This is a genomic window from Planktothrix prolifica NIVA-CYA 540 (assembly GCF_963864145.1).
GTDB classification, from domain to species: Bacteria; Cyanobacteriota; Cyanobacteriia; order Cyanobacteriales; family Microcoleaceae; genus Planktothrix; species Planktothrix agardhii.
This window is the reverse complement of sequence record NZ_CAWLTW010000001.1, coordinates 1,136,708-1,158,620: the sequence shown is the minus strand read 5'-3', so window position 1 is coordinate 1,158,620 and position 21,913 is coordinate 1,136,708. Positions and strand designations below refer to the sequence as shown.

Here is a 21,913-nt window from a genome sequence, read left to right as displayed (position 1 = left end):
AGTATTTTCCCCCCTGTTCCCTCCCCCCTAGCCCCCCGTGCACGGGGGTTTGGGGGCTGTTCCGGTGTTCCCTGCTATACCTGAAATATTATTAACGACTTTTGAAGGTACTTCCTTCGGAGGGAAAGCTAGAGCCAGAACTGCCTAATCCTGGGCCGACTTCATCCTTGAGGAATCCGGCGTAGGCTTCCATCCCGTGTTCAGCAATGTCTAGTCCTTCAAATTCCTGTTCAGGATGCACCCGTAAGCCGACCGTGGCTTTTAGGGCTAACCAGAAAATCGTACTCAGAGCGACGGTAAATCCGCCCACGGCAAGAATACCCAGGATTTGGATACCCAAATTAGCGCCACCAAAAATGCCCGCCGCTAGGGTTCCAAAAATCCCACAAACCAAGTGAACAGAAGTAGCGCCCACGGGGTCATCAATTTTGATGCGGTCAAAGAAACCCACGGAATAGACAACAAGCACCCCAGCAATCGCCCCAATAATTACAGCCTGGAGGTAGCTGACCGAATCACAACTAGCGGTAATTGACACTAAACCCGCTAAAACCCCGTTAATAATCATGGATAAATCGGGTTTACCATCCTTCAACCAGGAGGTGGCACTGGCAGTGACGGCTCCGGCGGCGGCCGCTAAGTTGGTGGTAACAGCGATGTAAGAAATTTGTTCATTAGCGACTAGGGTGGAACCGGGGTTAAAGCCAAACCAGCATACCCACAGGATTAAACATCCCAGGGTGGCGATACTCATGTTATGACCCGGAATCGCACGAGATTGTCCATCGGCCCCATATCGACCCAAACGGGGCCCCAGGAAAGCAGCCCCCATTAATGCTGCCCAACCACCAACGGAGTGAACGGCAGTTGAACCAGCAAAATCCTTGAATCCCGCTTGAGCTAACCAGCCTGAAGCATCCCAAATCCAGTGACCTGTAATTGGGTAGGCAATCCCCACCAACAGTAAACTAAAGAGTAAAAAGGCAATAAATTCAATGCGTTCGGCAACGGCTCCCGATACAATCGTGGCTGCGGTTCCAGCGAAGGCAACTTGAAATAAGAAATAGAGAGAAACAGGTAATCCCGCCGGAAAGGGTGATAAACCGTAGGTTTCTGGCTGTCCGGTCAGAAAATAACCGCCCCCGCCAATCCAAGGGTTTTCTCCCCCAAACATAAAGGAGAATCCAAAACTCCAAAAAATCAGGGTAGCTAAGGCAAAGACAATTAAGTTTTTTGCCAAAACGTTAACGGCATTTTTCTGGCGACAGAAGCCCGTTTCTAACATACAGAAACCCGCATTCATAAAAATCACCAGAATTGAAGCGATTAGAACCCAGGCAATGTTTAAATAGCCCTGAACCATTTCCGCCGTCAGGGGAGGGGCATCTGTTTGAGCAACGGCCGCGAAACTCCAGACTCCGACGATAATCGCGGTTAGGGGGATACAAGCTAACCAAGTCGGAGACAGCCATCGAGAATGCTGTAATTTTGAAATCACCCTATTGATTTTAGCGGTGAAACGACTCACATTTTTGTGTCGTCGATTTCCTAAATCGGTCGTTTTTTTGGAGATAAACATCATGTTGGGTTTATGAATCGACATTAGTAGGAGAAACCAATTGCAGATATCTATTGAAATTGGCTACAGATAAATCACGGTTTCTGTGGCTGAATTTTTAGCTAAAGTGCTAACAATTTTTGATAGATTATTAACCTAATTTCTGTATTAAGTAATACAGTTTTTTCATCAATTTTCGATTAAGGGGGCAGGTTTGTGGTTGTGGGTTAACCATCAATGGTCAACAGCCGTTCACTGGTTTTGTTGACTTTAGACTCCAGGGTCTGTTTGACCGGAATTTCGATCAAAAATTTAGTGTATTCTCCCACTTCTGACTCACACCAGATTCGACCCTTATGGTGTTCGACAATAATTTGATAACTAATGGATAATCCTAAACCCGTACCTTTTCCGACGGGTTTAGTGGTAAAAAATGGGTCAAATAGCTTAGACCGAATCTCTTTAGGAATACCCAAACCATTATCAACAATTTCGATAATAATTCTTTGGTTATTCACCGATAGGGTTCTAATCAAAACTTGGGGTTGGATTCTGGATTTATCACAGGATATCAGAGAGAACTTATCCTGCATCATCGAGTCATGGAGGGCATCAATGGCATTACCAATCAGATTCATAAACACCTGATTCAGTGGCCCAGGATAACATTCAACTAAGGGAATATTGCCATAGTCCTTAATAATTTCAATTCCGGTTAATTTCCCCTGGGGTTTGAGTTTGGTTTTCAGAATCATCAAGGTACTTTCTAATCCATCATGCAGACTTACCTGTTTTAATTCGGCTTCATCATGGCGAGAAAAGGTTCTTAAAGACCTAACAATATCCCGAATTCGGTCAGCCCCTACCTGCATTGATTCTACAATTTTGGGAAAATCCTCCTTGAGAAATTCCAAATCAATAGATTCAATTTCCTGCTGAATTTTAACGCTAGGATTAGCATATTCTTTTTGATAAGTATCTAATAAATTCAGCACATCTCGGGTGTAATTTGTGGCATGGATTAAATTACCATAAACAAAATTAACTGGATTATTAATTTCATGGGCAACTCCAGCGACTAACTGACCCAAACTCGACATTTTTTCGCTTTGAATTAGTTGAATTTGAGTTTTTTTAAGTTCTTTGAGGGCGTGTTTGAGTTGGTCATTTTTTTGTTTTAATTCCAGGGAAGTTTTTAACCGTTCTTCGGCTTGCTGTAGGGCTTCTTCGGCCCGTTTATGGGCAGATAAATCCCGAAAACTTCCCAAATAAAAGGATTGATAGCCGAATTTTGCTTGATTAATCGTAGCTTCTAGGGGAAAACAAGAACCATTAGCTCGTCTCCCCACAACCGCTTGCCGTCCCTGTGATAACCATTTTTCCAATAGGGTTTGCTGTTCTTGAATTTGGGAAGTCGGCCATTCAAATAACTGTAAAATGGAAGTTCCAATTAACTCCGCAGCCGAATATCCAAATATTGCTTCTGCACTAGGATTAGTCCTTAAAATTTCTCCCGATGGGTTACTAAAGGTAATCATGGCATCCGTGGCATTTTCAATAATTGCCTCGGTTTGGTTTAAGGAATCTTCTAAAGCCTGCATTACTTGGTTATAGCGACAGCCAATTTGACCGACTTCGGTAAATTGATTTTCGGGAACCCGCCGTTTAAAGTCTTGGGTACGGGCTTGATATTCCATGACTTCAAACAAATCATAAATTTCAGTTTTGGCTCCATGTTCAGAAATATTTAATCCCGTGGTTTCTGCCTCCAGAGAAACCCGTAATGGAAAATAATGATTAATGGTGTATAAAACCAGCCAGGTTAAGCCAAATCCCCAAACAAAAGAAACTCCAATCCCCAAAACTTGAACCAGCAATTGTTGACTACGCGATAACCCCGTATGCAATAAATCCAGATTTCCAAACAAACCTACGGCGAGGGTTCCCCAAACCCCACCACCCGCATGAACCGCAATGGCATCAACGGCATCATCAATCTGACATCGTTGCAAGGTCAAGGATACTAACACCATAACGACAGCACCCACCCCACCAATTAAGGGAGCCGCGGTCGTCGAGATAGCATGGGAAGATGCGGTAATTGCCACTAAACCCGCCAAGGAACCATTAATAATCAATTCAACTTCCGGTCGGCGATATAACAGCCAACCCAAAACCGCCCCGACTAACATTCCCGACGTCCCGGCCAAGATGGTATTGACAATCACCGTGGCGACTCGAATATCTAAATGTAAATAACTGCCCCCATTAAATCCTAACCACCCTAACCACAACAACATCGCCCCCAATACGGATAACTAAAGGTTAGAGCCGCGCATTTCTTGGGTGGTTTTATCGGGGGTAAACCGTCCCAGCCTTGGCCCAATCACTAATAGAACTGCCAAAGAAACCCATCCGCCCATACTATGAACAATGGTAGACCCGGCAAAATCCACAAATCCAATTTTTCCTAACCACCCCAATAAATGGTTAGTTTCAATCCCATTCCAGGCCCAATGGCCAAAAACGGGGTAAATAATTCCCGAAGTTAAAGCCGCAACTAATAAATAAGCTCCAAACTTCATCCGTTCCGCCGATGCCCCTGAAACGATTGTTGTGGCGGTACTACAAAACATAGCTTCAAACAGAAAAAATGCGGCTTGCCCCGGATTCGATGTCGTATCAAAAAACAAAGCCTGGGGGTCAATCCCGCCCATCGCCGCTCTGCTGAACATAATGGCATAGCCAAAGGCCCAAAACAAGGCCACAGAAATGCCGAAGTCGGCAAAATTTTTGACGGCAACGTTAATACTATTCTTGGAACGGGTCAAACCCGACTCTAAACACATAAATCCGGGCTGCATCAGAAAGACTAAGCCCGAACAGACTAGCAGCCAGAGAATATCAATCACTGAATTATTGGTTACTTAATCAACCTCCCATTCTCTCAATTTATCTTAGGAATTTTTGTGGACTTTTATACCGTTACGCAATCCGAATGGATTTTACAAGGCCCAAACCAGCATCCGTCAGTCAAAAAGCCTTATTTTATGGGCTAAAACCCTGAAATCAGAAAAAAAAATATTTTAGGTGTTGACAAATGGGATCGGGTTTGGGTAGAGTAACAAGCGTGTGAGGAGCGAACCAGTTAAGGACACCGAGACGAAACACGGCCAGTCGCCGGTGTCCTTTTCTGATCAAAAGGAAACATACGTTCTTTGTGAAAACTCTGATTTTGCAGAGAATATTAGGAATAATACAACTGGGTTGAAATCGGTAATTTACCGGGTATTTTTCTCTTGTTTATGGTTATATAGTTTTAACCCTGGCTTTGTTGTGGGATTATAAAATAGTAATATTCAAAATTTTCTCCTGAATGACCCAGTATTTTGCCACGGTTGCCAAGGGTTTAGAGCTTATCGCTGCTCAGGAATTGGAACGTTTAGGTGCTCATGATGTTCGTCCTGATTTTGCTGGCGTTCATTTCGCTGGTTCCCGCCAACTTCTCTATCGGGTGAATCTTTGGGGGAGAACTATATATCGGGTTTTAGTTCCTATTGCTGAATTTCCCTGTCCCAATGGAGAACGGTTGTATCAGGAAATTCAAAATATTGACTGGAATCAGTATTTATCACCCCTGAATACTTTTGCTGTTAATTGTACAGGCAAAAATGAAGTTTTAAATCATACCCATTTTACCGCCCTTCAGGTCAAAAACGCCATTATTGATCAACAGCGTTTGGAATTTGGAGAACGTTCTGATATTGATATTAATAATCCTGATTTATGGATTAATCTTCATATCCATGAAAATCAAGGGATTCTAAGTTTAGATAGTTCGGGAAGCAGTTTACACCGCCGGGGATATCGTCCGGCCGTGGGACTAGCCCCTTTAAAAGAAAGTCTAGCTGCCGCCTTATTAGAGATGGCAGAATGGCATCCTGATTTACCATTTTTAGACCCCCTATGTGGCTCAGGAACCTTACCCATTGAAGCCAGTTTAAAAGCCTTAAATATTGCCCCCGGACTATTCCGAGAAACCTTTGGGTTTATGAAGTGGAAAGATTTTGACGCTCAATTGTGGGATAGTCTAAAACAGGACGCTTTAGACGCACAATTAACTACCTTAACCGCGCCGATTGTCGGTTCAGACGAGGATGAAGATACCATTCATCAAGCCTCGGAAAACGCTCAACGCTGTGGGGTAGCGAAACAAATTCGACTACAACAAATAGAATTATCTCAAGTTGAACCTCCGGCGGCTCATGGGGTAATTATCTGTAATCCTCCCTATGGGGAACGTTTGGGTCATACTGAAGACTTAGCTCCTTTATATAAACAATTAGGAGATACTTTTAAACAACGGTTTAAGGGATGGACAGCTTATATTTTAACAGGAAATAAGGCATTAGGAAAACAAGTGGGGTTGAGAACATCTCGAAGAATTGCGGTTTATAATGGTGCTTTACCTTGTACTTTATTAAAGTATGATCTTTATTAAGGGAAACACAATACTATTAACTTAACCTATGTCTAAAACTGTATGGATAGCCCGCCATGGAAATCGGATTGATTTTGTCAATCCCGCCTGGTTTGATACCGCAGAAAGACCTTATGACCCCCATTTATCCGAGGATGGTCAAATTCAAGCCCAACAATTAGCTAATCGTTTAGTGGGGGAAGGAATTACTCAAATTATTGCTTCTCCCTTTTTGAGAACCGTACAAACCGCTAATGCTGTGGCTAAAAAATTAGATTTACCGCTTAAATTAGATTGGGGTTTAGGAGAATGGTTAAATCCTGAATGGATGGGTTTTCCAGAAACATTATCCCCAGATTTTTTAGCTAAAAAATTCCCTAAAATTGATTTATCCCATCCTCTGGGAGTTCCTAATTATCCTGAAACTTGGAAAGATTGTTTACAACGAACCGGAGAAACTTCCCAACGTTTAGTTAACACCTTTCCCGATGATAATTTATTATTGGTTGGACATGGTGCTTCGGTATTAGGAACAGCCATGGGATTAATTCCAACCTTAGAAGAAATGGATATTAAAGCCTCCCTTTGTTGTTTAGTGAAAATTGTTCAAAATGGAGATAAATGGATACTAGAACTCAACGGAGATACCGCTCATTTGACTGAATTAGAAACGGTTATTCGGTTTAATTAACAGATATAGCAATCCTAAATCAGTTGTAACATTTTAATACTGACATGAAACAGCTAGAAGTATTACCCCTGTTCCGGTGTTCCGGCGTTCCCTCCCCCCCTAGCCCTGCGTGCACGGGGGGTTTGGGGGGGCTGTTCCGATGTTCCCTCTCTCAACTAGGTAATTTATTTTATGCAACTACTTATATGTCTCTGACTGAAGAAATTTTATCTCAAATCCAGGGAAATCCTTTCAAGGGTCTACAAAAAGCGGATGAACTTTGGACGGGGTTAAAAAATAATACTCTCCCCCTTCCTGATACCATTAAACAGGATGATAAACCCTTGGAAAGTCTGGATTATGATGTAGTTATTTGTGGGGGAACTCTGGGAATTTTAATCGGTGCTACCTTAGCAATAAAAGGCTGGCGAGTGGGATTAATTGAACGGGGAAAACTCCAAGGACGGGAACAGGAATGGAATATTTCTCGTCAGGAATTAGAGGTTTTTATTGAATTAAATTTACTATCTGAGGTAGAATTAAAAACAGCGATCGCTACGGAATATAACCCCGCCCGTTTAAGTTTTCCCCAGGGTAATGATATTTGGGTGAAAGATGTTCTTAATATTGGAGTTGATCCGGTTTATTTATTAGAAACTCTCAAAATTAAATTTTTAGAAGCCGGAGGAATATTATTAGAAAATACGGCTTATCAAGGGTCTATTATTCATCCTGATGGTGTGGCGGTAAATGTAACCGAAATTCATTCCCCTCGCCTTGCAGGAGATGGGTTAGGGGACAGGTCAATCATCCTAAAAACCCGCTTATTAATAGATGCAATGGGTCATTTTTCCCCCCTAGTTCGACAAGCTAGACAAGGACAAAAACCCGATGCAGTTTGTTTAGTGGTGGGAACCTGTGCGACGGGATATCCTAATAATCAAACGGGGGATATTTTCGCTTCTTTTACTCCTTTAAAAAATCAATGTCAATATTTTTGGGAAGCGTTTCCGGCTAGGGATGGAAGAACAACTTATTTATTTACCTATTTAGATGCTGACCCCCAAAGGTTTAGTTTAGAATCTTTGTTTGAAGACTATTTTAAACTGTTACCCGAATATCAACAGATTGAGTTAAATCAATTAACCTTTAAACGGGCGTTATTTGGATTTTTTCCCTGTTATAAAAATAGTCCGTTAAAAATGCCCTGGAATCGGGTTTTGGCGGTGGGAGATAGTAGCGGAAATCAATCTCCCTTAAGTTTTGGGGGATTTGGGGCGATGGTACGTCATTTACAACGGTTAACGGATGGAATTGATCAAGCCTTAACCACCGATCAATTAAGTCAAAATGCCTTATCTTTATTACAACCCTATCAACCGAGTTTATCCGTAACTTGGTTATTTCAAAGGTCGATGAGTGTGGGGATTCAACAAACTATTAACCCCGAACAAATTAATCAATTATTAACTACCGTATTTCAAGAAATGGAACAATTGGGAGAACCGATTTTAAAGCCATTTTTGCAAGATGTGGTAAGGTTTTCCGCCTTAACTAAAACCCTATCAAAAACCGCAATTTCCCATCCCGGTTTGATTTTTAAAATTATTCCCCAGGTGGGGTTAATCAGTTTAATTGATTGGACAATTCACTACTGGAATTTAGGGCTGTATACGGGTTTATATCCCCTGGCAAAAACCCTAGAACCGATGTTTAATAAATTACCCCTTTCGTCTCAATACTATTATTATCGTTGGTTAGAAGCGTGGAAATATGGGTCAGGACAGGATTATGATTAAAAGTAGGAGTAATTCATGAATTACCCCTACTAAATAAAATGAGTTAAATAACTCCTAAACTAGATAATCCTAAAATCACACCAGCCCCTAAAACATGACCAAAACTTGTGGTTGCTAAAACCGCAGGTAAGCCAAACCCACCGAACATATTAGGTGAAGGTAATTGAGGGCCAGCATTAGGCTGTTGGATGGAGAATTTACCAATGGCGATCGCTACAATATTACACACAATCATCACAATAGCGATGGTAGGACTCCAGGCGTGGGTGACGGGAGTGGCGACGGTCGCGGCTAAAAGCATCATGGAATTATCTCCTAAAGTTTTTTAAACTGTAACCAATGGAAATTAATCGTTATATAGCAATCCTAAATAGGTTGTAACATTTTAATACTGACATGAAACAGCTAGAAGTATTACCCCTGTTCCCTCCCCCCTAGCCCCCCGTGCACGGGGGGTTTGGGAGGCTGTTCCGGCGTTCCCTTTTGCCCAGGACTTTTGAACACAACTCAAATAGGATTACTATAGTTAAGATGTTTTACCAAACAAAGGGAATTGATTTTCGTCCTTGTAGCAATACTTAACATTTTTTGACTAAAATTGCTATCCTAGTTGAAAGAAACAGCCCGACTCAAAAACTCCTAATTTTAATATGACTGAACCGCAAACCCGCATTTGTATCCTTGGTGGAGGCTTTGGTGGACTGTACACCGCCTTACGTTTAAGTCAACTTCCTTGGCAAAAATCGGAACAACCGGAAATTGTTCTGGTGGATCAAAATGACCATTTTTTGTTTTTACCTTTGCTGTATGAATTACTGACTAATGAACTGCAAAGTTGGGAAATTGCCCCCGCTTTTGCAGATCTATTAAAAGATACCAATGTGCAGTTTTGTCAAGGAATTGTTAGCGAAATTGATATTGAAAATAAACAGGTTAAATTGCAAGATGATTTGCAGATTTCCTATGATTATTTGGTTTTGGCAATGGGAGGAGAAACAGCTTTAGATAAAGTTCCAGGGGCGAAAGACTATGCAATTCCTTTCCGAAGTATTGCTGATGCTTACCGTTTAGAAGAACAGTTAAGACGATTAGAAACCTTAGATCAAGATAAAATTAGAATAGCCATTGTAGGTGGCGGTTATAGTGGGGTAGAACTCGCCTGTAAATTAGCCGATCGCCTAGGAACAAAAGGACGAATTAGAATTATTGAACAAGCGGAAGAAATCTTAAAAACTTCTCCCGAATTTAATCAAGAATCCGCTAGAAATGCCTTATTAAATCGCCAGGTTTGGATAGATTTAGAAACCACTGTAGCGGCTGTTGAAGTCAATAAAATTTCCCTAGAATATCGAGGTGAAATTGATGAAATTCCAGTGGATTTAGTATTATGGACAGTGGGAACCCAGGTGTCTCCGTTAGTGCGATCGCTACCTTTAAAACACAATCAACGAGGTCAAATTGTCACCACATCAACCTTACAAGTAATTGATCATCCTGAAATTTTTGCATTAGGAGATTTAGCAGAATCTCAAGACGCTGACGGTCAAAAAATTCCCACCACAGCCCAAGCCGCTTTTCAACAAGCTGATTATACCGGATGGAATCTTTGGGCGTTATTAACAAGAAGACCCTTATTACCCTTCCGATATATTAATTTAGGGGAAATGATGACATTAGGAACTAATAACGCTACCTTAACAGGTTTAGGGATAAAATTAGAGGGTCAATTTGCCCATTTAACCCGGCGTTTAATCTATTTATATCGCTTCCCCACCTTTGATCATCAAATTCGAGTGGCGTTTAATTGGATGACCAAACCCTTGCAGGATTTCTTAATTTCAATCGATCAAAAAATGGCAGATAGAGAATAACTCATATTCCGTTGTTGCGCTTAAGCGCATCTTAAAATTTAATATTCTAAACCAACAAACCGGGTTTATATAAACCCGGCTTATCGCTAATTATAGCAATCGTAAATATGACTAATTCGCAGAATTCTACAATGGAAAAACCCCGTGTTATTTTTTTAGATGCCGTTGGGACGTTATTTGGTGTGCGTCATAGTGTGGGGGAAGCCTACCGAATTATTGCAGAACAATTTGGGGTCAATGCTGAAGCTGAAATTTTGGATAAAGTGTTTTTTAATTGTTTTTTAGCGGCTCCGGTTATGGCATTTCCAGGGGTTGATCCCAATGAAATTCCCCCCTTAGAATTTGAATGGTGGAAAGCGATCGCTGAACAAACCTTTAAAACCGTCGGACTCTATAATGATTTTACAGATTTCTCCGCTTTTTTTCAAGCTCTATATCATTATTTTGAAACCGAAAAACCTTGGTTTGTTTATCCCGATGTTCTTCCTAAATTAAAATCTTGGCAAGAGCAAGGGATAGAATTAGGGGTATTATCTAACTTTGATTCCCGATTATATCCGGTTTTAGAATCTTTAAATTTAGCTGATTTTTTTCAAACCGTGACTATTTCTACAGAAGTAGGAGCCGCTAAACCCAGTGCTGAAATTTTCCAAATTGCCTTAACCAAACATCAATGTTTACCCCAAGAAGTTTGGCATATTGGTGATAGTTTTAAAGCCGATTATCAAGGTTCAAAAGCCCTAGGAATACGCGGAATATTATTGCATCGAGACGAACCCCCAAAAGGGATTTTAGATGAATATGAAAGTTTAGAACCAATTCCGATATTCTAAAGTAGAGACGAGCCACGGCGCGTCTTCCTACAGGACACAGGAGTAAAAAAAACAGTGGAGTACCCTCGGAAACCCCCAGAAGCACCCCGTCAAAACCGTTTATTGCGGGACTATTCATGGCCCCTGTGGCCCGTTGTCCCGATTTATCCCTACAGTCAGCGGCGCACCCTCCGCACGGAAGTAGTTCCCGATAGCATTTGGACATTTGAGCAGGTACAGGGGATTCTCTATGTTGTAGTTCCCATTCGGATGACCGTGGTAAAACTAGAACAGGGGGGTTTGTTGGTGTATGCTCCCGTTGCTCCAACTCCAGAATGTCTGAATTTAATCAGAGAATTAATTGTAGAATACGGCGATGTAAAATATATTATTCTACCTACGATTTCAGGAGTTGAACATAAGGTTTTTGTTGGCCCCTTCGCGCGAAAATTTCCCAACGCCCAAGTTTTTGTCGCCCCCGGACAGTGGAGTTTTCCGATTAATTTACCCCTAAGTTGGTTAGGTTTCCCCGCAAAACGCACCCATATTCTACCCCAGGACAGTCGAAATACACCCTTTGCTGATGAATTTGACTATAAAATTTTAGGGCCTTTAGCATTAGGAATTGGACAATTTGCCGAGGTAGTTTTTTTCCATAAGCGATCGCACACTTTATTAGTAACTGATACTATTGTTTCTATTCCTAACACCCCTCCAGCGATTCTACAAATAGATCCCTATCCCCTCCTATTCCATGCTAAAGATCATACTTTTCATAAAGTAGAAAATACAGAAACTACCCGTCGCCGAGGATGGCAGAGAATCTCGTTATTTTCCTTTTATTTTCGTCCGAGTGTTTTAGATACGATAGAATTGGGGGAAGCGGTGCGGGAATCGTGGCAAGCTCCCGACCGTTCAAAAAAAGCCTATTTTGGGATTTATCCGTTTAAATGGAAACCCAATTGGCAAGAAACCTTTGAAGCATTAAGCAGAAATGGGCAGTTATTTGTGGCTCCCATTTTACAAACTTTAATTTTAAATCGCGCCCCAGAAGAAACCTTAAATTGGGCAAATCAAGTTTCTAAATGGGAGTTTAACCGGATTATTCCTTGTCATTTTGATTCCCCGATTATGGCAACACCGGAACAATTTCGGCAAGCATTTAGTTTTTTAGAAAAAAATAGTCATTATGATTTATTGCCTGAATCAGAGTTTGAGTTACTATTAGAAATTAATGATCTTTTAAATAAATTTAAGATTACACCCCCCTCTAAACCTAAAGTTTAAGGAGAAAAACCCATTACCCGACTGGAAGTGAGTTTGAGGGTTAATTCCAAAAAGAAAGCCACAGTCCCTAAAAAATAGTGGCTGTGGCTAGATCAGTTATCAGTTATCAGTTATTTTCGATTATAACAGCGATCGCAAAATTTTTCTACCCATTTGGATAAATATTCTGGCGGGCGTCGGACTCATTGACACTCCCGGTGCCTAAAGGCGTGGGGATTCTTGGTTCAACGAAACCACTTAATCAAAGTACCTTGCAGTGCCTTAACCAGAGGTGGGATTCTCCCCAAGCTAAAGAGCGGGTATGCCCTACCCTATTCGCAGTGAGCCTGTCGAACTGCTGCGAGTTCTTTTTTGCTGGAAACAAATTTGTTTCCAAAAAACTGGTTGTCTAGCTCCCATGAATCTTTTACCCACTGCTGGGGGGAAACTAAAACTGTGCAGTAGAACCCTATAGATTCAATTGTCAAGGTTCAGCGTTTTACCGTTAGGTGACTAGGTTTTTATACAGGTTATTTACCTTTCCTGTTACCTGAAATGGTAGCACAATCAGATGTCAATAGACAACCCCATATAAAGCCGTCCTAGAAGGACGGGGTTTTAAACCCATTTTTTCGATAAGCTCAAGGACGGTATAGCAACCGCCAAGGCAGTTAAGACACCAGACGGATCTTGGAACCCAGACGGTAAAGTGTTTCCCCCCTATTCCCTCCCCCCCTGCCCCCCAGGGCTGTTTCATGTTTGAAAATTATAGCCTACTTTTGGGTCATAATTCTCAAACATGATAGCTATTTTCCGAATAATTAATATTTCATATAATTGCTATATTAATATTAATTATAGGAGGTATTATCTAAGCAGCATAAATATTCTTATTCCCTATGGAGTAAGACTTACATTCCCGATTTTTATCTATTTTTCCTAAATTAATTGCTCTATTTTTTCATTTTTAACTTTCGGATTAAGAGATAGCCACTAATTTCTCCCAATGATTTCCTAACCACCTTCTTCCCTCTGTTATTGACAAAAATCCTAAACCTCTGAAAATATTCAATCCTAGGGTGTTGAGCAGTGCCCAATTAGTCGCGGCTTGTACTTGATGAATTTTCATACTATCCTCTTTAAATAACACATCTTTTACCCAATGAACTTGATTCTCAATCCCCCAATGCCCTTTAATTTTTTTGGAAAAAAAATCCGCCTTTTCCCAGATACTACTTATATAATAAACCGTTTCTCTATAAGGCTTTTTTCCTCTGTATCCCCACCTTTCTACCTGAATTATACTTTGAATATGTTCCCAAGGGCTTTCAATTTTTATCGAATTTTTAAACACTGATACCCGACGAGTTATTTCTCGTCCATGACCCCTCTCTTTTTGAGTATCTATACTTTCAGCTTTCGTCGTTTTTGTAATTTTTTCAATTTGATTATACAGTTTGATTTGATTCTTTTTAACCGCGATTAAATAATCGTTTTCACTCTCGATAATCTTTCGGACTGTGGTGACATTACAATGTAACGCATCCGCAGTTATTAACTTTCCTTTTAGACCACATTCTTCTATTATCCCTTGGGCTACAGCTTGTTCTGAACCGGTTTTACTCTCGAACTTTTCCGTCGCTAATACTAATCCGGTTTCTTGACTAAATAGAGATACCATTATTACCATGTTTTGCTGCTGATTGCCTGGGTCTTTTACCGTACTTCTTAAACTTTTTCCATCTATTGCTAATCCCTCTATTCCCTTTAATTTAGGAGAATTCTCTCTTGACCATTCTTTTACTATTTTGCTTAAATCCTTCTCGTCTACTCCTCTCATCACCCTCCTTATTGTTGAATAAGATGGCATTCCTTGGCTATAGATATTGAATGTTCTTTTCAGGATAACTTCGTTGGCTTTGACAAAATATTCCATCTCTCGATATCCTTGATGCCCTGACATCACCCCTAAAACTACTACTAATAGCACTTCCCATAAACTATACCTTTTTCCCTGATTTTTTCGGAAATCCTTGACTTCTTTTAAATTTTCTATTAAACTTGTTAGCATCTTTATTTTAGAAAAAAATGGTGATCGCTCTCCATTTTATCAGGTGGCGATCGCTCTTTCTTTACTCTTTTTCACCTGACTTTGAAACAGCCCTGCCCTAGCCCCCGGGGGCTGTTCCAGTGTTCCCTGCTATAAAAGGTAACGGAAACCCGCGAGGAAGACCAGGAGAAAATTCCCTACCCTTGAGGGTAAATCCCGAACCGGAATCTGGCTGAAGCAAAATTAAAAAAACGTTACAGTATAGATAAAATTGTAGAAAAACTCCCACAATCAAGGAAGTGAGGAAGTCCGTAAACCGGAATCAATAGAGCCTCTGTTGTCTTCCTCAAGAGAATTTTCCAGTTTCTATGTCCTAAAAAAATGAGATGTGATTTATGTTCAAAAAACTTTTAAAACCCGTAGCTATTTTCAGCCTAGTTGCTGTTTTGTTTTTCAGTCAAGTTGATGGTGTATTGGCCGCTAGAAGTGGGGGACGCATTGGTGGTGGCTCCTTTAGATCGTCTCCTAGTCGCAGTTATAATACCAGTCCTGGCCGTTCTGGAGGGGGGTACTACGGTGGTGGCGGTTTTGGATTTCCCTTTCTGATACCCTTCTTTGGGTTTGGTGGGGGTGGGTTATTTTCCCTGCTGATTTTCATGGCGCTCGCCGGGTTCATTTTCAACAGTATCCGGTCAGCCATGGGACAGGGACAGGATGAACCGGGATATAGCAGCAACCCGACGGTTTCTGTGGCCCGTTTGCAAGTGGGGTTACTGGCCCAAGCTCGAAATTTACAAGGAGATTTAGACCACATGGCCCAAACCGCCGATACGGGTTCGGCCTCCGGTCGCGCCCAAGTTTTGCAGGAAGCCACCTTAGCCATGTTACGCCATCCTGAATATTGGGCCTATGGGTCTTCGGCGTCGGAACAAACGGGGATGAATTCGGCTGAAGCTAAATTTAATCAATGGGCTTTAGCCGAACGGAGTAAATTTGCTGAAGAAACCCTGTCTAATGTTAATAATCAGTTAATTGGTGGAGCAGCCCATTCTTTGGCTGGAAATAATCCAACTTTAGCGAGTCAAACCGGAGAGTTAACCGCCACGGACAACGAATATATTGTGGTGACATTAGTGGTAGGAACTTTGGGGAAAATTGAACTTCCTCAAGTTAATAGTCCTGAAACATTACGTCAAGCATTAAGTCGTTTAGGTTCGGTTGGAAGTGAACAATTATTAGCCGTAGAAATTCTCTGGACACCCCAAGCCAGTGGGGATACCCTCAGCACCGATGATATGTTGGCATATTATCCTGATTTAAGTTTAGTTTAGTCCGTTGGGTGGCGTAAGCCACCTTTTTAATTATCGTATTCCGGTTCAGACTTTCCCTCAAAAATTCCCAGATCAAGATTACCTCTTGCTATAATCAATGAATTCAAAAGCCCACACTGTAACGTCTTACCAAGCCAATGAAAAACGTACTTTAGGATTTGCCATCAGTTTTCTGGTTAGCGTTACCCTATTGGGGGTGCTATAGTTAGAGTGATTCTCTCGCTGATTTCGGCAGTAAAATCCCCCCTATTTTGAATGTTCTGTAATCTTTTGTTTGAAATCCGATGGCAACAACACTTTTACCTTTAGAAAAAAAACTGAATCTGCACACCCTTGAAAATCAACTGTTGCAATCAGCTTTATTACAAGCTGAAACGGTGGGTGAACTCACAGCTTTGATTATTGATCATACCCATTTAGAGATTATGCAGGCTTTTGAACAACTTTCCTTTCCTGAGCAACAGCGAGTACAGGAACTTTGGGAAGCCAGAATTTCTCGACGTTGGAAATAACTATTAGCCCCTGATGTCTAACTTCCACAGCCCCCCTGAAAAATCGTCACTTCTGGGTCAAGATAACCCTGAACTTAATCAAGTCCCCTGTCCTGTTATTGAGAGTGAAAATATCTCCGCCACGAGATCGGATTTTCTGCGGTTTTTGGGCATCGTCAGCGCAGTAGGATTGTTAGTCGGACTACTGCTTTTTGCCAATGGGTTGAGTGCAATTACCATCACCCTGATCACTTTGGCTCTGATCATTATGGCGCTTTGTTGGCGCTATCCCCGTCAAGGATTATGGGCTTTTTTAATTTATTTACCTTTTGCGGGGACGATTTCTTATTGGGTGGGTAACGATCATTATCTATTTCATTTAGCCAAAGATGGGTTGTATATACCCGCATTAATCGGTTTGGTTGTGGAATTAAGGAAAAAAAAGTTACCCCTAATTAATCCCCCGCAACTTAAAATTCCTCTGTTAATTTTATTTATAATTGCGATCGTTACATTAATTGCTGTTAATGGTGTCCTACAGAAACACGGGACAACGGATAATCAACCCTTTGCTGTAGGACTGTTTGGCTTAAAAGTTTTAATCGGATATATTCCCCTGATCACCTGTGGTTATTATCTAATTCGTCATCGTCAAGATCTAGAATTTTTTACTCGGTTACAAGTCATTTTAATCTTAATTTGCTGCATTTTAGGATTAATTCAATTTGGATTAGTTGTTAGCGGATACTGCCCTGATAATACGGGTTTACCCGAACATTTATTATTGAGGGCAAATGTGCAGCGAAAATGTTTGGTAGGAGGGGCTTTGGGATATTTACCCGCAGAAAATTTTATTCGTTTACCCGGAACTTTTGTTGCCCCCTGGCATTGGGCTTGGTTTTTAGTTTCCAGTACGTTTTTTTGTTTTGCTACATCCTTTAGTGATCCCAAATTACGTTGGCGTTTCACAGGTTTAGTTACCTTGGCTTTAGTGATTCTAAATGCCATTGTTTCCGGTCAGAGAACGGCCCTTTTAGCCTCTCCATCAATTGTGATTTTACTACTGGTTGTCACCAGTCACATTTCAAGAATTAAGCGAGTTTTAGTGATTGTTTTGGGGATGTTGGTTTTTATCATGGGAACCTGGATTGTTGCACCCGAAATCATGACCGAAAGGGTCGATAACTTTATTGGACGTTGGAATGCCGATCCTCCGGCGGTGTTTTTAACCAAGCAAACTAATTTGAGTTTGGAAGCCCATCGAGGCTTTTTAGGTAATGGTTTAGGGCAAGCCACAACTTCAGCCCGAGGATTAGGAAAAATTCGATTAATTGAAGCCTATTATCCTAAATTGTTCTATGAAATTGGGCCATTTGGAGTAGCTGCTTTCTTGTTCTTAGTAACTAATATTACGGTTTTAGGGTTTAAATCCTATCATCAATTACAGGATAATAGTCTGTGGGGCTATGGAATTATTTTCTGGATTTTTATTGTTTTAATTAGTTATAATCCCTACTGGTATCCTCTGGATACCGATCCAGTAGCGGTTTATTATTGGTTTTTAGTTGGTGTACTTTTCAAATTACCTAATATTCAAAAGCAAGAACAGAAAAAAGATCGGCCAGAGGTATCTATTCCTGATTAATATTGTTTTTATAAACCTTGATATAAATGTTAATCGGATCACAATTCAACGGGCTTGAGTTAAGTAGCAAAAAAATGTTATAATCGTAAACTATATTTTAATATGAAGGATTATTAAAGAACACGAGCTTTGGGATATGGATTATTTCTAGGATCAAAGTCCCCAAGCCTCAATCCATCCCCTATCTTATCTAATTGCCAAATGAATCATTACAACCTTGATCCCACAAAAACGGAAGATATTCTCATCGTTGATGATACCCCGGATAACCTGCATTTATTGTCCCGAATGCTGACTCGTCAGGGATATAATGTGCGTAAAGCTTTGAGTGGGCCCATGGCTTTAACCGCGGTTCAAACCGTTGCTCCCGACTTAATTCTCCTAGATATTATGATGCCGGAGATGGATGGTTATGAGGTTTGCCAAAATCTGAAAGCCGATGCTAAAACCGCAGAAATCCCAATTATTTTTTTGAGTGCTTTAGATGATGTTCTCGATAAAGTTAAAGGCTTTCAAGTTGGAGGTGTGGACTATATTACCAAACCTTTCCAGTTTGAAGAAGTCTTAATCAGAGTTCAAAATCAATTGGCTTTACGAGCCGCGGAATTAGAGATTCGGGTCTTGAATGCGGAACTAGAAGCCCGGGTTAAAGAACGCACTCAGGAATTAGAAGCAACCAACACTCAACTATTAGAAATGGCACTGCATGATTCCCTAACAGGCTTGCCTAATCGGGCTTTATTGATGACGGATTTACGCCGATCTATTCATCAGGCAAAAGCTAATCTGAACTATCAGTTTGCGGTGTTATTTTTAGATTGCGATCGCTTTAAAGTGGTGAATGATTCCTTGGGTCATTTAGTTGGAGATGAACTCTTAATTTTAATTGCTCACCGTCTTAGCTGTTATGTTAAACCCCAAAATACATTAGCTCGTTTGGGAGGCGATGAATTCGCAATTTTATTAACAGAAATTCCTAACTTTCATGATGTAACCATACTATCAGATCAGATTTTACAGTGTTTTTCTCAACCCTTTAACTTAGAACGACACGAGATTTTTATTAATGCGAGTATTGGTATTGTGATCGGGAATTGTGAATATAACGAACCAGAACATTTACTCCGAGACGCAGATACGGCAATGTACCGAGCCAAAGCCCTAGGTAAAGGACAATATCATCTATTTGATCCGGTGATGCACACCGCCGCTTTAGAACGATTACAGTTAGAAACGGATTTACGTCGTGGGATTGAACAAGAGGAATTAGTTGTCCATTATCAACCCATTGTCTCTTTAATTACAGGCAGAATTTCCGGGTTTGAAGCGTTAGTCAGATGGCGTCATCCCAAACGGGGATTAATCCCACCGGGTTTATTTATTCCTATTGCTGAAGAAACCGGTTTAATTACAGCGATTGGCTATTGGGTTTTATCAGAATCTTGTCATCAATTACGAACTTGGCAACAACAAAATTCAATTGATCCCAATTTATTTGTCAGTGTTAATTTATCCGTAAAACAGTTTGCTCAACCCAATTTATTAGAACAAATTGATCAAGTTTTAGAGCATAGTCAACTTTCCCCCGACTGTTTAAAACTGGAAATTACCGAAAGTGCAATTATGGACAATCATCAGGACGTTGCTACTATTCTTAAAGAACTCAGAAAACGTCGCATTTTAATTAGTATTGATGATTTTGGGACGGGTTATTCCTCTCTAAGTTATCTGCATTCTTTTCCTGTTGATACCCTAAAAATTGATAAATCCTTCGTGCAAAGACTAAACCTAACATCGGAAAATATCGGCTTAATTCCTGTGATTATTAGTTTAGCTAAAACCATGAATATGAATGTCGTTGCTGAAGGAATTGAATTAGTTGATCAATTGAAAATACTCAGGGAATTAGACTGTGGATTTGGTCAGGGATATTTCTTTGCTAAACCTCTACCCGGAGAAGAATTGATCAATCTTTTATCCTTAACTCCCCAGTGGTAAATTCAGCTAAAATCAAATTTAGAAACCTATGAGATTCCGATCATTTTTATTAGTGCGCTGAATCAAATTGAAGATATTATGCAAGCCTTTTCTGCTGGAGGGGTAGATTATATTACCAAACCTTTTAAAGTGGATGAGGTCTTGGCTCGGGTCAAAAATCAGTTGACCATTTGTGACTTTAAAAAGAAACTTGTGGAACAAAATCAACAACTATTACAACAAAATTGAATCAAAAAATAAAGACAACCTTTAAGTCCCAGTTATCTCCCTCTCGAATAATCTCAATTGTTCTAATAAATTCTCTAAAATAAAATCTTCGTTCAGTTTCCGATAAATCCAACCAAAACTGTGGAATACAAACCGCCTGCGCCGTTTCTTTTAAATTAACTGGGGGAAGTTCTGCTAACTTTCCTTGTAACTGAGCAATTTCTATCAGCAGTTTATAACTTCTTAAATCTGCTGTTTCTAAATCCAATATTCCAGAAGTTAATAAATCGGGAATTTGTAATAAAATATTTTGTTTGTGATTAATCTCCTGAATAATACCTTGTTTAACTATCTGTAAATCTGGTAAATTTAAACCAGAAACCGCTTGCGGTAAATCTTGACAAATGCGTTTAATAGTTAACTCTAATCCCCTTTGATAAGATAGGGCTTTACACTTAGGATTTTTCGGACAATTTATCGGACGTAAATATAAATATTCCCTGTCTTTCCGATAGGTTGTAACCCGCGCAACAGTCATTAAAGATTGACATTCTCCACAATTAACTAACCCCGCCAAAGAACGTGGCGCACTGGCTGTTCGAGGGGGAAGTCGTTGATTTCGCCGTAATAATCGATCCACCTGGGCGGCTTCATCTCTGGAAATAATTGGAGGATGGGTATTAGAAATAATCTCTCCATTTTTATATTCTAAATCCCCTCGATAAACGGGATTTGTTAACCATCTTCTTCCGGTAGTTACTGATATTTTTTTCCCATAACGTTTTTCTAAATGTCGCACCGCACCCCGCAAAGATCCATAAATTAAAAATCGATCAAAAAACTCTTTAACAATAGGTGAAACACTCCGATCTAAAATATAACGCTCTTTTCCCCGTCGATATCCATAAGGTGCTTTCCCGGGCGGAGGTAAGGCTTTAATTCTATTTTTAGCGTGTCCGTGACAAATGCGGCGACTGCGTTGGCGATTTTGAATTTCTATAAATAATTGGATTAAATCGGAACGATTAATTTCACCTACAGAGGTCTTAAAATCCGACTCAATGGCAATAATATTAATCTGGAAAGATTCTAATTGTTGTAAGCGATCGCTCACCTCTAAAACGGAATTTCCCAACTCCTCTAACCGTCGAATTAATAAATAATCCGGTGCTTCTAAATTACAATCTTGTAACAAGTCTTCGAGTTCCTGTCTTCCCCCTAAATCCTGATAAACCCGATCCACTTCCCATCCCCAAATCATCCGATCAGGAGGCTGTTCAAACAAAGGATCGGTATAAGAATAGGCAATAATTTTCATTGTTCATTTAATTCTATAATATTGCCATCGGGATCTTTTGTAAATAATGCCGCCCGACCAGAAGCACTCATTTGAATCGAATAATTATCAGCAATTAGCTGTTGTTTTGCGGCTTCTAAATTCTCAACCGAAAAAGCTAAATGTCGATTTCTTCCCCACTTCTCATCATTAACTTGATCATTAATTACAGTTTCAGCTTGAATTAAATGAATTTGAACCTCACCAATTTGATACCAAATCCCCGGAAAATTTAACGGACGTTCAACTTTTTCCAAGCCCAAAACCTGACTATAAAAATGTTCTGATTGTTCTAAATTAGAGACTAAAATTGCAGTATGAAGATATTTGTTAATTGGCATAATATAAAACTTAAATAAATTCTTAATTGATCAGTATATTGCTATAGAAAAATCAAAG

Annotated in this window: 17 protein-coding genes and 1 pseudogene; 11 read left to right on the top strand and 7 right to left on the bottom strand. The window is 40.3% G+C overall.

Annotated features, from left to right (window positions below; all coding sequences use genetic code 11):
* Positions 1-91: 91 nt before the first annotated feature.
* The 3 genes and pseudogenes from AC559H_RS05305 to AC559H_RS05295 all read right to left on the bottom strand — a co-directional run.
* Positions 92-1,579: an ammonium transporter gene (locus AC559H_RS05305; RefSeq protein ID WP_036831892.1), complete on the bottom strand. Its 1,488-nt coding sequence runs from the start codon at positions 1,577-1,579 to the stop codon at positions 92-94.
* A 206-nt stretch (positions 1,580-1,785) separates the two neighbouring features.
* Positions 1,786-3,159, bottom strand: coding sequence for a PAS domain-containing sensor histidine kinase (locus AC559H_RS05300; RefSeq protein WP_339367664.1), 1,374 nt, complete (start codon positions 3,157-3,159; stop codon positions 1,786-1,788).
* Between the two features lie 135 nt (positions 3,160-3,294).
* Positions 3,295-4,470 (bottom strand): annotated as a pseudogene (locus tag AC559H_RS05295) (ammonium transporter); the annotation flags it as partial.
* Between the two features lie 464 nt (positions 4,471-4,934).
* On the opposite strand from AC559H_RS05295, the gene AC559H_RS05290 reads away from it, so the two are divergent.
* From AC559H_RS05290 to AC559H_RS05280, 3 genes are all read left to right on the top strand, one after another.
* Positions 4,935-6,059, top strand: a complete 1,125-nt coding sequence (locus AC559H_RS05290; protein ID WP_026793943.1) for a THUMP domain-containing class I SAM-dependent RNA methyltransferase — start codon at positions 4,935-4,937, stop codon at positions 6,057-6,059.
* A 28-nt stretch (positions 6,060-6,087) separates the two neighbouring features.
* Positions 6,088-6,729, top strand: a complete 642-nt coding sequence (locus AC559H_RS05285; RefSeq protein ID WP_026786804.1) for a histidine phosphatase family protein — start codon at positions 6,088-6,090, stop codon at positions 6,727-6,729.
* A gap of 185 nt (positions 6,730-6,914) precedes the next feature.
* Positions 6,915-8,507, top strand: a complete 1,593-nt coding sequence (locus AC559H_RS05280) for an FAD-dependent monooxygenase family protein (protein WP_026798453.1) — start codon at positions 6,915-6,917, stop codon at positions 8,505-8,507.
* Between the two features lie 43 nt (positions 8,508-8,550).
* On the opposite strand, the gene psaK is transcribed toward AC559H_RS05280, so the two are convergent.
* A complete protein-coding gene (gene psaK / locus AC559H_RS05275; RefSeq protein WP_423212663.1) occupies positions 8,551-8,811 on the bottom strand; it encodes a photosystem I reaction center subunit PsaK in 261 nt (86 codons plus the stop codon).
* A 346-nt stretch (positions 8,812-9,157) separates the two neighbouring features.
* On the opposite strand from psaK, the gene AC559H_RS05270 reads away from it, so the two are divergent.
* From AC559H_RS05270 to AC559H_RS05260, 3 genes are all read left to right on the top strand, one after another.
* Positions 9,158-10,378: an NAD(P)/FAD-dependent oxidoreductase gene (locus AC559H_RS05270; protein ID WP_026797693.1), complete on the top strand. Its 1,221-nt coding sequence runs from the start codon at positions 9,158-9,160 to the stop codon at positions 10,376-10,378.
* A 107-nt stretch (positions 10,379-10,485) separates the two neighbouring features.
* Positions 10,486-11,211 (top strand): HAD-IA family hydrolase, encoded by a 726-nt coding sequence (locus tag AC559H_RS05265; protein ID WP_233422981.1) that lies wholly within the window; start codon positions 10,486-10,488, stop codon positions 11,209-11,211.
* A 54-nt stretch (positions 11,212-11,265) separates the two neighbouring features.
* Complete coding sequence (locus tag AC559H_RS05260) at positions 11,266-12,477, top strand: DUF4336 domain-containing protein (protein WP_026798451.1); 1,212 nt, start codon at positions 11,266-11,268, stop codon at positions 12,475-12,477.
* 958 nt (positions 12,478-13,435) lie between these two features.
* Here AC559H_RS05260 and AC559H_RS05255 read toward each other — a convergent pair.
* Positions 13,436-14,527 (bottom strand): ISAs1-like element ISPlr1 family transposase, encoded by a 1,092-nt coding sequence (locus AC559H_RS05255; protein ID WP_026795269.1) that lies wholly within the window; start codon positions 14,525-14,527, stop codon positions 13,436-13,438.
* Between the two features lie 374 nt (positions 14,528-14,901).
* Between AC559H_RS05255 and AC559H_RS05250 the strand changes: the two genes are divergently transcribed.
* The 5 genes from AC559H_RS05250 (at position 14,902) to AC559H_RS05230 (ending at position 20,199) form a co-directional block, all read left to right on the top strand.
* Positions 14,902-15,837, top strand: a complete 936-nt coding sequence (locus AC559H_RS05250; protein WP_026793939.1) for a DUF1517 domain-containing protein — start codon at positions 14,902-14,904, stop codon at positions 15,835-15,837.
* 284 nt (positions 15,838-16,121) lie between these two features.
* Entirely contained in the window at positions 16,122-16,349 is a 228-nt protein-coding gene (locus AC559H_RS05245) for a hypothetical protein (protein ID WP_043937060.1), read from the top strand.
* Between the two features lie 13 nt (positions 16,350-16,362).
* The gene (gene hpsL / locus AC559H_RS05240; RefSeq protein WP_043938676.1) at positions 16,363-17,973 is read left to right on the top strand and encodes a hormogonium polysaccharide biosynthesis protein HpsL; all 1,611 of its coding nucleotides are present in this window, start codon (positions 16,363-16,365) and stop codon (positions 17,971-17,973) included.
* A 201-nt stretch (positions 17,974-18,174) separates the two neighbouring features.
* Positions 18,175-19,971, top strand: coding sequence for an EAL domain-containing response regulator (locus AC559H_RS05235; protein ID WP_026793938.1), 1,797 nt, complete (start codon positions 18,175-18,177; stop codon positions 19,969-19,971).
* Entirely contained in the window at positions 19,972-20,199 is a 228-nt protein-coding gene (locus AC559H_RS05230) for a response regulator (protein WP_081692312.1), read from the top strand.
* A 1-nt stretch (position 20,200) separates the two neighbouring features.
* Here AC559H_RS05230 and AC559H_RS05225 read toward each other — a convergent pair whose 3' ends face one another.
* On the bottom strand, positions 20,201-21,496 hold the full coding sequence (locus AC559H_RS05225) for a recombinase family protein (RefSeq protein ID WP_026793937.1): 1,296 nt from the start codon (positions 21,494-21,496) through the stop codon (positions 20,201-20,203).
* Positions 21,493-21,855, bottom strand: a complete 363-nt coding sequence (locus AC559H_RS05220; protein WP_026793936.1) for a VOC family protein — start codon at positions 21,853-21,855, stop codon at positions 21,493-21,495. The genes AC559H_RS05225 and AC559H_RS05220 overlap by 4 nt, the downstream gene beginning before the upstream one ends.
* Positions 21,856-21,913 lie beyond the last annotated feature (58 nt).